This window comes from Streptomyces sp. NPDC004111 (assembly GCF_042874215.1).
GTDB lineage: Bacteria > Actinomycetota > Actinomycetes > Streptomycetales > Streptomycetaceae > Streptomyces.
The window spans coordinates 65,894-78,884 of the sequence record NZ_JBIAMU010000027.1; the positions used below are offsets into that span (position 1 = coordinate 65,894).

General features: G+C 70.3%; 14 protein-coding genes. 4 read left to right on the forward strand and 10 right to left on the reverse strand.

Annotated elements, in window-relative coordinates; all coding sequences use genetic code 11:
* Positions 1-75 precede the first annotated feature (75 nt).
* Positions 76-1,299, forward strand: a complete 1,224-nt coding sequence (locus tag ACFYVL_RS38720; protein ID WP_389253669.1) for an AAA family ATPase — start codon at positions 76-78, stop codon at positions 1,297-1,299.
* On the forward strand, positions 1,293-2,918 hold the full coding sequence (locus ACFYVL_RS38725; protein ID WP_389253671.1) for a VWA domain-containing protein: 1,626 nt from the start codon (positions 1,293-1,295) through the stop codon (positions 2,916-2,918). Before ACFYVL_RS38720 ends, ACFYVL_RS38725 begins: the two co-directional genes overlap by 7 nt.
* 85 nt (positions 2,919-3,003) lie before the next feature.
* Here the strand turns inward: ACFYVL_RS38725 and ACFYVL_RS38730 are convergent, their stop codons facing one another.
* Positions 3,004-3,603 carry a dihydrofolate reductase family protein gene (locus tag ACFYVL_RS38730; protein WP_389253673.1) on the reverse strand — a complete coding sequence of 200 codons (600 nt, stop codon included), beginning with the start codon at positions 3,601-3,603 and terminating at the stop codon, positions 3,004-3,006.
* Between the two features lie 143 nt (positions 3,604-3,746).
* Positions 3,747-4,187, reverse strand: a complete 441-nt coding sequence (locus ACFYVL_RS38735) for a VOC family protein (protein ID WP_389253675.1) — start codon at positions 4,185-4,187, stop codon at positions 3,747-3,749.
* A gap of 195 nt (positions 4,188-4,382) precedes the next feature.
* Between ACFYVL_RS38735 and ACFYVL_RS38740 the strand changes: the two genes are divergently transcribed.
* Complete coding sequence (locus tag ACFYVL_RS38740) at positions 4,383-4,859, forward strand: hypothetical protein (protein WP_389253677.1); 477 nt, start codon at positions 4,383-4,385, stop codon at positions 4,857-4,859.
* Positions 4,860-4,938: 79 nt separating this feature from the next.
* Here the strand turns inward: ACFYVL_RS38740 and ACFYVL_RS38745 are convergent, their stop codons facing one another.
* The 6 genes from ACFYVL_RS38745 to ACFYVL_RS38770 all read right to left on the reverse strand — a co-directional run bounded on the left by ACFYVL_RS38745 (position 4,939) and on the right by ACFYVL_RS38770 (position 9,791).
* Positions 4,939-5,334: a WhiB family transcriptional regulator gene (locus ACFYVL_RS38745; RefSeq protein ID WP_389253679.1), complete on the reverse strand. Its 396-nt coding sequence runs from the start codon at positions 5,332-5,334 to the stop codon at positions 4,939-4,941.
* Between the two features lie 166 nt (positions 5,335-5,500).
* Positions 5,501-5,827 carry a DUF1048 domain-containing protein gene (locus ACFYVL_RS38750; protein ID WP_389253681.1) on the reverse strand — a complete coding sequence of 109 codons (327 nt, stop codon included), beginning with the start codon at positions 5,825-5,827 and terminating at the stop codon, positions 5,501-5,503.
* Position 5,828: 1 nt separating this feature from the next.
* Entirely contained in the window at positions 5,829-6,185 is a 357-nt protein-coding gene (locus ACFYVL_RS38755; protein ID WP_389253683.1) for a DUF1048 domain-containing protein, read from the reverse strand.
* Positions 6,182-6,508, reverse strand: coding sequence for a PadR family transcriptional regulator (locus tag ACFYVL_RS38760; RefSeq protein WP_389253685.1), 327 nt, complete (start codon positions 6,506-6,508; stop codon positions 6,182-6,184). Before ACFYVL_RS38760 ends, ACFYVL_RS38755 begins: the two co-directional genes overlap by 4 nt.
* A gap of 88 nt (positions 6,509-6,596) precedes the next feature.
* Complete coding sequence (locus ACFYVL_RS38765) at positions 6,597-7,844, reverse strand: MalY/PatB family protein (protein WP_389253687.1); 1,248 nt, start codon at positions 7,842-7,844, stop codon at positions 6,597-6,599.
* Between the two features lie 60 nt (positions 7,845-7,904).
* Positions 7,905-9,791 (reverse strand): SMI1/KNR4 family protein, encoded by a 1,887-nt coding sequence (locus ACFYVL_RS38770; protein ID WP_389253689.1) that lies wholly within the window; start codon positions 9,789-9,791, stop codon positions 7,905-7,907.
* 324 nt (positions 9,792-10,115) lie between these two features.
* Between ACFYVL_RS38770 and ACFYVL_RS38775 the strand changes: the two genes are divergently transcribed.
* Positions 10,116-11,099, forward strand: a complete 984-nt coding sequence (locus tag ACFYVL_RS38775) for a hypothetical protein (RefSeq protein WP_389253691.1) — start codon at positions 10,116-10,118, stop codon at positions 11,097-11,099.
* Positions 11,100-11,180: 81 nt separating this feature from the next.
* Here ACFYVL_RS38775 and ACFYVL_RS38780 read toward each other — a convergent pair whose 3' ends face one another.
* Complete coding sequence (locus ACFYVL_RS38780; RefSeq protein ID WP_389253693.1) at positions 11,181-12,002, reverse strand: NAD-dependent epimerase/dehydratase family protein; 822 nt, start codon at positions 12,000-12,002, stop codon at positions 11,181-11,183.
* A 44-nt stretch (positions 12,003-12,046) separates the two neighbouring features.
* Positions 12,047-12,850 (reverse strand): IclR family transcriptional regulator, encoded by an 804-nt coding sequence (locus ACFYVL_RS38785; RefSeq protein ID WP_389253695.1) that lies wholly within the window; start codon positions 12,848-12,850, stop codon positions 12,047-12,049.
* Positions 12,851-12,991: the final 141 nt, after the last annotated feature.

Consider the following 12,991-nt stretch of genomic DNA (forward strand, 5'->3'; position numbering starts at 1 on the left):
GGCCTCCGCTCAGCACCCGGATCGGCACGGCGGAGCGCGGGACGGCACCGCGAACGAGACTACGGAGACGAAGAGTTGGGCGCACAGGACACGCAGGACACCGCCGTGCGGCTGCGGGCGATCACCGGTGAGCTGTCGGACCGGTTCCACGAGCGGGACGACGTGGTGCGGACCCTCGTGGTGACGCTGCTGTCCGGACAGCACTCACTGCTGCTCGGCCCGCCCGGCACGGCGAAGTCCGAGCTGGCCCGCGAGCTCACCGGACGGGTCGGCGGGGCGTCGTACTGGGAGATCCTGCTGTCCAAGTTCACTGCTCCGACCAGGATGTTCGGACCGATCGACGTCGCCGCCCTGGCCCGCGGCGAGTACCGCCAGGTCTACGACGGCCGCGCCACCACCGCGCACATCGCGTTCATCGACGAGATATTCAAGTGCTCCACGGCGGCCCTGAACGAGACGCTCGGCTACCTCAACGAGCGGATCTACCACCCGGAGAACGGCGGCGAGCCCATCCGCTGCCCCCTGATCGGCGCCATCACCGCCAGCAACGAACTGCCCGGCGGCGAGGACTCGGCCGCGATCTACGACCGCCTGCTGGTACGGATCGAGGTCGGCTACCTCAACGACCCGGTGAACTTCGCCGCCCTGATCCGCTCTGCCGTCACCAGCACCCCGCGCCGGCCACCCCGTACGACCGTGGAACTGACCGCACTCCAGCAGGCCGTGACCCAGGACGTACCGGCCGTGCAGGTCCCGGACACGCTCGTGGACGCGGTCTGCACTCTGCGCTCCGCCCTGCGCCGCAAGGAGATCGTCGCCTCCGACCGGCGGTGGCGGCAGGCGGTGCGCCTGCTCCAGGCGTCCGCTTACCTCGACGGCCGTACGTCGGTCGGCGCGCAGGATCTGCCGGTACTGACCCACGTCCTGTGGAACTCGCCCGCCGAACGGCCCACCGTCGAACGGGAAGTACTGCACCTGGTCAGCCCCGACGCCAAGGAGGCACTCGACCTCGCCGACCTCCTCGACGAACTGGAGGTCCAGCTCGACTCCATGTCCGGGCAGTCCCGCGAGGCGCTGAGCACCTGGGTCATCAAGAACGCCCACCACAAACTCGCCACGGCGGGGAAGCGGCTGGAGGAGCTGCGGAGCGAGGCCGTACGCACCGGCCGCTCCACGGCCACCGTCGACCGTGTCACGAGCCGTCAGCACGCCGTCCGCGCCCGCGTACTGACCGAGGCCCTGGGCCTGGACACGAGCATGGTGACAACGGGGTCAGGACCGGCCGCAAGCGCATGGTGAGCGAGACTCCGAACACCCTCGCCGCGCTGACCCGGCTGTCCGGGACCTGGCTGGCCCGCTCCTCCGGCACCGCCGAGCGGCACACCACCGCCGTCCTGGCGGACCGGTTCGACCTCGCCACCTGGCGCGACACCTACGGGCGGGCGACCGCGCTGCACGAACTGGCCGCTGACCTGGAAGCGACCCACCCGGGCGCCCGCGACCTGCTGACGGACGTCTTCGTGGCCGCCTACCGGCCGACGGGGCCACAGGTGCGCGCAGCCGCCGCCATGGATCCGACCCGGCTGCTCCATCACCGGATCGTGACCGCGCTGACGGAGTCCGCCGACTTCGACGAGCTGCGCAGCACGTCCGCGGGCGACCCCTACGCGGCAGCCCTGGCCGTGCTCGCGCTCGCCCCGGAACTTCGCCGGATCCTGGAGAACACCCGGCGGGAGCAGGACGGCGCGGACCGGGCGAAGGAGGCACAGCGGAACGCGGAGCACGCGGCGGCCGCCGTGGCCGCGGCACTCCGCGAAGCCGTCGGCCAGACCGACGGGGCGGGTGCCGTGCCGGATCGGGCCGCCGACGCCGTACGACAGGCCGTCACCGCCGCCGAGGCCGCCGGGGCCACCGCCCGGCAGGCCGGGCAGTCCCTTGACCAGGCACTCACGGCGGTGGCCCCCGGAGTCCGGGCCGCCACGCACACCGCGGCGGCACGGGCGGTCGCCGCCGCCCGCAAGGAGGCCGCGCTGATGCGTGCCTGGGGCGTCGCCCCGGCGGAAACGGAACGGATGCCGTTCGACCAGCGCCTGCGCCTCGCCCAACGACTGGGTACCGGACGGCTCGCCCGGTGGGCCGACCTGATCGGCCGCTTCCGCCGGATGGCCGACGGCGAGCGCGCCCGCAAGGTGCACCGCACCACCGGAGAACTGGTCGGCGTCACACTCGGCGACGACCTCTCCCGCATCGTCCCCGCCGAACTCGCCCACCTCGGCTCCCCGGAACTGCGCGCACTCTTCGCCGCCCGCTATGCGGCGGGCGAACTCATGCTGTACGACAACGTGGGCGAGCAGAGCACCGGCCGGGGCGCCATCGTCGCGTGCGTCGACACCTCGCACTCCATGTACGAAGCCGGCCCCGGCGGCGTCACCAGGGAGGCCTGGGCGAAGGGGTGCGCCCTGGCCCTGCTGGACCAGGCCCGCCACGCCCGGCGCGACTTCGTCGGCATCCTCTTCTCCGCCCCCGGCAAGATCCAGACCTTCCGCTTTCCCGCGGGCGAACAGGTCGCGACCGGCCGGGTCCTGGAATTCGCCGAGACCTTCCTCGGCGGCGGAACCAGCTACGAGAGTCCGCTGAGGGCCGCCACGGAAATCCTGGACCAGGAGCTCAACGACGCGTCGCGCTCACGCGGCGACATCGTGATGATCACCGACGACGAGTGCGACGTCGGCGAGGAGTGGCTGAGTGACTGGCGAACGGCCAAACACCGCCTGGACTTCCGGCTCTTCGCCATAGCCGTGGGCGCCCCGCGTGCGGCCGAACCCGAATCAGTCCTGGATCTCCTCTCCGACAACCTCCGCACCGTCGACGACCTCACGGACGTGCACGCCGCTGCTGACCTGTTCCGCGTCATCTGACGCAGCGGCTCGCAGTGCGGCGTTGTGACCGTGGAGTTCCCAGGGAGCACCCGAGCCCGTCGGGCAAGTGCACGGAGGGGCCGGATCAACGGACCCGGTCGTAGACCACGGCGATCTCGCCCAGGTCGCCGGCCTCCTGATGGGCGAGCGTCCACTGCGAGCCCGGCAGGCCGTCGTCGAACAGCCGCGGTCCGCCGCCAACGATCTCGGGACAGATCAGCAGGTACAGCCGGTCCACCAGGTCCGCGGAGAGGAGCGGCTTGATGATGCTCGCGCTGCTGTTGACGAGGATGTCGCCCCCACCGGTGCCCCTGAGGCCGGCGACGACGTCCGCGGCGGGGGCGTTCACCACGCGGGTGTGCTCCCACGGCGCCTCGGACAAGGTGGTCGAGAACACCACCTTCTCGGTGTCGACCAGCCACTTCGCATAGCCACGGTCACGCGGATCGGCGTTCGCGTCCGCGGCGACCGACGGCCAGTAGCCGAGGAATCCCTCGGCGTTGACCCTGCCGAGCAGGGCAGTGGTCGCGCCCTCCCAGATGCGGGTGAGGTGGTTGCGTGCGGTTTCGGTGGTCACGTACGGGACGAACGCACCGAAGTCATGGGCCCCGGCGGGGCCGTGGTAGTGCCCGTCGAGGCTGAGGGCCAGGTTGGCGGTCACTCGGCGGCCGGACTGCTTGGTCATGTCGCTCTCCTCGGGCGGGAAGTCATGGGTGTTGTACGGCTCTACGGCTCTACGGCTCCAGGGCTCTTCGGCTCTTCAGCTCCGAGGCCCTACGGTTCCAAGGCCCTACGGCTCCGAGGCTCTGCGGCCTCACGGCGAGTGCGTTACTGCAGCTGCTCGGCCAGGCCGACGATGATGCCCTCCGGACCGCGGAGGTAGCAGAGCAGATAGCTGTCCTCGAACCGGGCGATCTCGCCGACCAGTTCGCCCCCGTGGGGACGCAGCCGGGCGACGGTGTCCTTGATGTCGTCGACGGCGAACATGACACGGTGCGTGCCCAGCACGTTGTGCGGCCGGTTGCGCGGCTCGGAGCTGATCACCGCGGGCCGGTGGTACTTCGCGAGTTCCAGTCGGCTGTGGCCGTCGGGGGTCCGGACCATCGCGATCTCGCAGCGGACGCCGTCGAGCCCGGTGCACTGGTCGGCGAAGAGCCCCTCGACCTGGCCCCTGCCCTCCAGCTCCAGACCGAGCTCCACGAAGAACGCGATGGCGGCGTCCATGTCCTCGACGACGATGCCGACGTTGTCCATCCGCTGAACAGCCATGCTGGTCCTCTCCCTCTGCCTCGCGCGGCCGGTGGTGGCCGCTGATGTCCCTGGGACGGAGCCACGGACACGTTCTCGACATTCGTGGTCAGCCGAGTTCCAAGAAATTTTGGAACAGGCCCGGCCGTGTGCCGAGGCAGGCGCACCGGCAGTCGAGGACAGTGCTGTCAGACGTGAGAACTAGGGTGTGCGACCGTGGCAGACATCTTTGAACTCATGCTCAGCGTGGACCTTTGCGACGAGGTGTCGGAGGAGGAGCTCGCCGAACTCCGATGGCACCTCGGACTGGGCCCGCAGCCCGAGGTCCTCCGCATCGTGACGGACTTTCCGTTCGTGGCGGAGGACGAGCACGGCGAACCGGTCGTGGAGAACTGCCCCGAACCGCTCCTGGCCCAACGCGGCGAAGCCTGCAAGGTGCAGGGTGAGGCGGTCTCCGTCCTGGCACGCAAGCAGGACACCCAGTGCGCCGCCTGGGCCCTGGTCAGCCGGCAGGAGATCCACCCCGAGGACTTCGAGCGCACCGGTGAACTCCTCACCTGGCTCGCGCACCGGGCCGGCGATCCTCATCGAAGGCCCGATGGCGGCGTGGCTCTGGGCTGGACCCGGTTCCACGAAGAGACCGAGCACGAGGTGCTGGTGGTAAGTGACGGGGCGGTCGGCTGGCCGTCGTAACCAGAACCTCCCCTGTTCGACGAACCGTTCGTTCCTCCCGCACAGCGGCATCCCCATGAGGGCCCGCCGGGTCCGGAGATCAGCCCGCGGCCGTCGTCCGCTCGCCGTTCACGTGCCCTGCGGTATCCCGTTCGTACTCGGTGTACGCGGCGTCGAGCAGCCGCTGCCAGGACGTCACGAGCGGCCTGCGGCGCAGCAACGCGCGTCTCTCGCGCTCCGTCATACCGCCCCAGACGCCGTGCTCGATCCGGTGGTCCAGAGCATGGGCGAGGCAGTCGGCACGTACGGGACAGCCGGTGCACAACGCCTTCGCCCGGTTCTGTGCCGCACCTTCGACGAACAGCACGTCCGGGTCCACGGTCCGGCACCTTGCCCGCGCGGCCCATTCCGTACCAAGGGCTTCCGTCACGACACCCCTCCTCCCCGATCCGGCCTGCCCAACTCGCTGTAGGGGCGCGGCAAGTGCCAAGACCATACGACGGTGACAACGAACCGGGAACAGTGCGGGCACACCGGCACTCTTTCGCGTGTCCGATCGGAAAACTGTTCAAGATCGATCGCTAGTGCTCGTCGTCGACGGGAAGGCCCGTCGGGGCCGCTGCGTCCAGGAGCCCTCCTCCTGCCGGGCCAGAGCGAGGGAGCTACTTCGTGGCCGTACCGGAACCCCTGCCGAGGGACTCCTGGTAGACGTCCGCGTAGGTGGGCGAGTCCTTGATCAGATCGTCGCAGAACGCGGCGACGTCGGTGCCGATCAGCTCCAGGACGCCCTTCCCGGTGGCCGCGCCCTCCTCGAAGAAGTCGACGATCTCCGGGAGCAGAGGGCCGGTCGGCAGGTCGACCGGGCCGACCTTGAACAGGTACTTCTGCATCTCCTTGTAGACGATCCGGTAGTCCGGCGGGAGTGCCTTGACCCGGGCCATGTGCGCCCGCCACTGCTTCTTGCCCTCGACGATGTCCTGGATACTCACGTCAGCCTCCCAGCCTGCTCAGTTTCCTGGCGACGTTCCTGTTCAACTGCTTGCGCCACCGGTCGCGATACGTGCGCGCGCCCTCGCCGCCGGCCAGCGCGGTGCAGAAGCCGGGGATGTCGTCGCCCAGTACCTCGTCGATGCTCTGCCCGTCCGCCGCCGTCTGCTCCAGCAGCCCCAGGGCGGAGTCGAGGATCGGCATCAGGTTGCGGCCGGTGAAGTCACCGTGGGGGGAGAGGTGGTACTTGATCTGCTCCCACGCGGCCCGGTACTCCTCGGGCAGGGCCCCGGCCCGAACTTCGAAGGCCTTCCATTCCCTGGTGAGGTCGCTGCCGGTGATGGTCTCCCAGAAGTTCACTTCCCGCCCTCCTTGAGCTTGTCGATGCGTGATGAGACGTAGTTCCACTTCGTCCAGAACTTCGCCAGTTCCTCGCGCCCGGTGTCGTTGAGCGCGTAGAACTTGCGCGGCGGGCCGACCCCGGACGGCCGCTTCGTCACCTGGACGAGCTTGTTCCGTTCCAGTCGCAGCAAGATGGTGTACACGGTCCCCTCGACGACGTCGACGAAGCCGAGTTCGTTGAGCCGGCGGGTGATGGCGTAGCCGTAGGTCTCCTCACCGGCGATGATTTCGAGCACGCACCCTTCGAGCGTCCCCTTCAGCATCTCCGTCAGGTCGTCCATCGCGGGTCCTCCTCGGCGCACAGTGGTACTGCGTAGTACCGAGTACCACTATACGGTATCACCGAGTAGTAAGGGGGTCTGCCGATGTTCACGTGTCTTTGACGGCTGCGAGCAGCCGGCCGATCGCCTCGTCGACCGTGGAGCGCGGACAGCCCAGGTTCACCCGCATGTAGCCGTGGCCCTCGATCCCGAACTTCTGCCCCTTGTCCAGCCACAGCCGTGCCCTGGTGAGCATGAATTTGTCCAGCGACTCGGCGTCCATGCCGAGGCCGCGGCAGTCCATCCACGCCAGGTAGAGGGAGTCGGCCGGGAGCACCCGCACCTTGGTGGTGGCGGAATTGACCGCGTCGGCGAAGCGGGCGTGGTTGCCGCGCAGATAGGTGAGCATGTCCTCCAGCCAGGGCTCGCCGTGTGCGTACGCGGCCTCGGCGGCGACCATGCCCAGCACGTTGACCAGCGGGAACACATTGCGGTCGTACTGGCGGGCCAGTTCCGCGCGCAGCCGGGGGTCGGGCACAAAGACGTTGGCGCTCTGCAGGCCCGGGAGGTTGAACGTCTTGCTGGGGGCGGTGCAGGTGATGCTGTTGCGTGCGAACTCCGGGCCGAGCGAGGCGAAGGGGATGTGCTTCCTGTCCGGGTTGAGGAGGAGGTCCTGGTGGATCTCGTCGGAGACGACGAGAACGCCGTGGCGCACGCAGATCTCGCCCATGGTCCGCAGCTCCTCCTCCGTCCACACGTTTCCGGTGGGGTTGTGGGGGTGGCTGAGGATGAACAGCTTCGTGTCGGGCCGGATGGCGGCCTCGAAAGTACGGGCGTCGAACCGGTAGCCGTCTTCGGTCCGCAGCAGCGGTGCGTACGTGAGGTGGCGCCCGTTGAGCAGGACGTCCTCGTGGAAGTGGGCGTAGACGGGCGGCTGGATCAGGACCGAGTCGCCCGGCGCGGAGAGCGCCTGGACCGCCGTCTTGAGCGTGGTGAGGATGCCCGCGGTCTGCATCACCCACTCCCGCGGCACCTCCCAGCCGAACCGCCTGGCCTGCCAGCCGGTCACGGCGTCGAGGTAGCTGTCGGTCGCGCCGCCGGGATAGCCGAAGACGCCGTGGTCGACCGCCCGGTGCAGCGCGTCGATGACGACCTCCGGCGCCCTGAAGTCGGTGTCGGCCACCCACATCGGCAGCGGGTCGGCCGCCACCTCGTCCGCCGTCAGGAACTCGTGGGCGCGGGCCCATTTCATCGAGTTGCTGTTCCTGCGGTCCACGACGGTGTCGAAGGGCGAACCGGTGCCGCTCGCAGGGGCGTTGTGTCGTATTCGGTCGAGGCGCGGGGTGTCGTCAGCCATGACTGGATGCTAGCCACGTGCCAGGTGCTGCCCCGGGCGGTGCCTGTCGTGCCCGCGGTGTCAGTCGCGATGCCGTACCAGGCGCAGGTACGCGAACCCCTCGCCCTCGTGCGGTGCCCGGGTCCAGGACCGGGTAATGAACATGGGCAGACTTCCACGGGTCAGGGCGAAACAGGGCAGCGCCAGACCCAGTTCGTCGTGCAGCGCCTCCAGCAGGCGTGCCTCGCGCTCCCCGGCGGTGTCCGGGGGGCCGGCGAACAGCGCGGGATCCAGCGCCCCGGGTATCGCCCCCGAAGCCTGGATGTCGTCGCCCCGCACCGTGAACGCGTACAGCTCCGCGCCGTGTTCGGCAACCGAGACGTGGAACGCGGCCGGCCGGTCGCCCGAGGACCGGTGCTGCTCGCGCCACACCACCACGGCGCGGCCCGACGCGGACGCGGCCACGGCGGGGGAGCGGAACAGGTGGCTGATGCCCCGGTGGGAATGGCCGTCGAAGGCGAAGGACCACCCCTCACCACAGCGGCCGACCATGACCGGTGCCCGGTCCTCCCAGAGCTCGACGCCCTCCCGCTCGTGGTTCTGCCGCAGCTGCCGGTGCGCCGTGACAGCCCGTACGGGCGCACCGAGTTCCGCGCCCTCCTCACCGATCAGAGCGGGCAGTCCGGCGGGGCCGGTCCCCTCGACCCAGATACAGCGGTACGAGTCGAACGGCCGCCCGTGCAACCCGGTCGTCGTGAGCCAGCCGAGACCCGGCGGGTCGAGGTCGGGAACCGGCTCGGGAGCGGGCCCCGACTCGCCCGCGCGCGCGGTCGCGAGGATCTCGCGGCCCCGCTCCGGGGTGATCAGCGGCCCCAGCAGCGGATCGGCGAGCAGGCCGAGGGGTGCGAGGCACAGCGGTCCGGGCGGGCTCCACCGCCCGAGTGCGTCCCGCAGGGTGTGCCACGCGGCATCGGTCGCTCCCCATCGGGCGGACTCCCGCGCCTCTTCGACGGCCCGGCCCCACGCACCCGGCGGTGCGTAGCGGTGGGTGCCGTCGCGCAGAGCGTTCAGCAGGTCCTCGGCGGCCTGCCGGTCCACCCCGCGGGCGGCCATCATGCCCAGCCAGTGCTCGTCCCCGCCCTCCCGGGTGTCGTCGGCCCGCGCGACGGCGGACACCGCGAGGAGATCGGGTCCGTAGCAGGGGTCGGCCACCAGCAGACCGTAGTCCCGCTGGGTGTCGCCCGCCGCCAGCTGCTCCAACTGGTTCAGCAGCAGGCCGCTGTGGGGCCGTCCGAAGGACCGGGCCTCCGCCAGCAACGGCACGGCTTCCCCTGGCCGTCCGCGCAGCGCGAGGAGGCGGGCCTCCTCGACGCGTGCGTCCTGGGCGCGCGTGGTGTCGTTCTCGAAGCCGGGCCGCTCCACCCGGTCGCCGTGGAAGCCCCGGTACATGGCCTCCATGTAGGCACGGAACGACGGGTAGCGGTCCGGGTACGAGCCGCTCCAGCCCTTGTAGACGTACAGCGCCCACTCGCCCTGCTCGTCTCGGTCGCCCGGATCGAGCAGGGCGAGCGTCATGTCGGATTCCGTTTCCAGTTGCAGCGCCCGCTGCCACATCCCGGCGAGCAGGACGTCCTGCTCGCTCGGGTCGTCGTCCAGGCTCTCCTGGTACACCTCCGTCAACCCGTACGGATCGCCGGACCAGTCGATGTCCGCTGCACCGCCCAGGACGTGGACCCCGGCCGTCTGCTCCACCTGCCATCCGTCGCTGGCGGCCAGGAACCCGCGGTAGGAGGGCGGCAGCCGCGTCCCCAGCCGCTGCTCGGCCAGGGATATCGCTGCCTCGTCCGCCCCGGGGCGGCCCAGCCGGACGGCACCGGGACCGTACTCCTCGTCCTCCCCGTACGGGGGAACCCATTCCGCCTGCCAGCGGTCGAGAAAGCCGTGCCAGTCAAAGGAATCGTCGCTCATGACGGAGATCCTTCCAGCTGCCACTGACAATGCGGTCGCGGGCCCGTGCGACGCGGGGTGTGGACCAATTCGCCCCCAGTACCGAAACGACGCCTCTCACATGTCTTCTGACGCATTGACCCCTCGGCTTTGTCGCGGTTGCATTCCTGGGGCCGACCGGTGGGGAGCCGGCGGCAAGACCTATTTCCGAGTGGGGGAAGAATGACGGAAAACACGAGCCGGAACACTTACAGACGTGTCCGCATTGCTTTATCCGCGGCAGTCGTCGCGTGCGCGGTCGCCACGGCATTGCCCGCGACCGCCTCGGCCGACCCCGGAGGCGCCGTGCGGTCCGGCGGCGCCGGGATCGAGCGGGTCAGTGTCGGTGCGGACGGAACCCAGTCCGACGGCGACTCCACCGGCGGTGCGATCACGACCGACGGCCGCCGCGTCGTCTTCTCGTCGACGGCGAAGAACCTCCTGCCCGGCGGTACCTCAGGGGACGAGGGCGTGTACCTGCGCGACCAGCGGTCGGGACAGCTCAAGCGCGTGGGCACCTCGCCGCTGCACTCCCCGGTGATCAGCGGCGACGGGGAGTACACCGCCTACTGGGTGCAGCTGTTCCGGGACACCAAGGTCAAGCTCGGCCAGTGGACCGCGGGCAGTTCCATCGGCCTCAACTGCGATGCGCTCAGCTGCAGTCAGCCGTCACTGAGCGGGGACGGGCGCTACGTCGCCAATGTCGCCACCTCCGGCCGGCCGTCGACCAGCCAGCGCATCGACGTGTGGGACTGGCAGGCCGGCACCAAGCAGGAACTCGCCTGGTTCGACCACACCGCGCCGTCCCGGCCGTCCCTCAGCGGAGACGGCCGATTCGTCGCCTACCAGGACGGCAGGGCCGGCGACGTCTTCCTGTGGGACCGCGCCTACGGCTCCACCTCCGGCCCGGTCGAGGGCCCGGCCAAGGAGGCGTCCGTCGTCCAGATCAGCGAGGACGGCAGCAAGGTCGTCTACCTCTCGGGCTCCGACACCTACGTCCATGACGTTGGCTCCGGCACCGCCCAACTGGTGCCCGGCGTCACGGGCCTGGCCATCGACCCGGGCGGCGACTACCTCCTGTTCGCCCCGCGCGACACGACCGGACCGTCGCTCGTCCTGCGCGACCTGCGCACGGGCACCGACGAGGTGGTTTCGGACAGGCCCGCCTCGGCCGGGGTCGACGCGGTCAGCGCAGGCGGGCGCGACGTGGTCTTCCGGTCCGCGGCCGACGACCTGGTGCCCGGTGACACCAACGGGAAGTCGGACGTCTTCGTCCGCCGCTTCTACTGATCGTCCCCGCGTCCCCGCGCTCCGCGGATGCCGCGCCGCTCCCGTGTCCGTGGGGGAGCGGCGCGGGCCGGGCCCGCGGTTTTAGAGGGGGTTGGGCTCGCCCAGAGGGGTCGTGACGAAGGGGCCGCCGACGTACCTCGCGGCGGGCCCGGTGGGGGCGGGGGAGTCGATTTGGTCCGCGTACGTCTCGGCGTTGTCCTGGGAGACGTAGCCCAGCGCCTCGGCTTCGGCGAGGGAGTAGATGCGGCGCGTGTTGTCCGAGACGCCCCAGATCAGGCGGTAGCCGGGCGACGGGGTGGCCAGGCAGGCCTCGAAGAGGCGCGCGGCGTCGCCGGGGGAGAGCCAGGTGACCAGGCCGCGCGGTCCGAGGGTGGCCGGGCTCGGGAAGCAGGACCCGATGCGGACGACGACGACGTCCATGCCGAACCGTGAGTGGTAGAGGCTGCCGAGCGCTTCGATGGCGGCCTTGCTCACGCCGTAGAAGGTGTCGGGGCGGGCGGTGGAGTCGGCGGCCAGGCCCGTCTCGCCGGCTTCGTCGTTGCGCCGGAATCCGACGGCGTGGTTGCTGGAAGCGAGGATCACCCGCGGGACACCGGCCGCGCGGGCGGCCTCCAGAACCGTCCTGGTGCCGTTGATGTTGACGTCGAGGGTCTCCTCCCAAGACGTCTCGCGGCTGTGCCCGCCGAGGTGGATCACCGCGTCGACACCGGCGCAGGCCTCGGCCATCGCGACCGGGTCGGTGACCGAGGCCGAGACCAGCTCGACCGCTTCGCCCGCCTCCGCGGCCGACTGGTGGGAAAGGTCCAGCAGGCGCAGGATCCGGCCCTCGCGGCGGAGCCGCGGGCGCATCAGGCTGCCGACTATGCCCGCCGATCCGGTGATCAGGACACGCTGGTCTGCCATCGGTGCTCTCTTTTCTCTACGGACGCACAGGGAAAGGGGAGAAATCAGCGAATTCCCGCGCGGCGCAGGCGCTGCCCGAGCTCCGCGGTGGCCTCGGCGAGCAGCTCGCCGACGTGCCGGACGTCGTCGTCGGTGACCTGGTCGACGGGCATGGAACAGCTCATCGCGTCAGTGGCGGGGATGCGGTACGGGATCACCGCGGCGACGCACCGCACCCCGAGCCCGCCCTCCTCGACCTCGGCGCCGTAGCCGCGCTCCCTGGTCAGGGCGCACTCCGCGTGGAGGGCCTCGACCGAGGTGATGGTGTTCGGGGTCAGCGCGGTCAGCGGGTCGCTGAGCACCGCCTCGATCTCGTCGTGCGTCAGCTCGGCGAGCAGCACCTTCCCGAGGGCGGTGGCGTGCGCGGGAAGGGTGCGGCCGACGCGGGACACCAGATGGGTGGACCTGGCCGACTCCCTGGTCTCCAGGTACACCACCTCCGCGCCGTTGCGGCGGGCGTAGTGCGCCGTGAACCCGGTCTTCTCACGGACGAGTTCGAGCGCTTCCGTCGCGTACGGGACGACGGGGTCGCGGTCCAGGTACGCGGTGCCGCAGATGAGCGCCCGTACCCCGAGGCGGTAGCGCCCGGTACCCGAGTCGGCCTCCAGCCACCCGGCGTCGAGCAGGGTGCGCAGCAGCCCGTGCAGGCTCGACCGGGGGAAACCGGTGCTCGCCTGGAGATCGGCGAGCGACAGCCAGACACCGCTGGCCGCGAAGGTCTCCAGCAGATCGATGGCGCGGCGCGCCGATTTGACCCCCGCCGACTCGACCGTGTTCCCGCCTGCCGGGGTTCCCGCCTTCTGCGGCACGAGGCGCTCCTTCGTCCAGCCGTTGACACCTGTGGCACACCACATTAACGTCCCGGAACAGCATTCTGCTCCATGAACTGCGATCACCATATCAGACTCCGTTCACGTACATGAACAGTGAGAGAGGTCAGTGGTGCACTT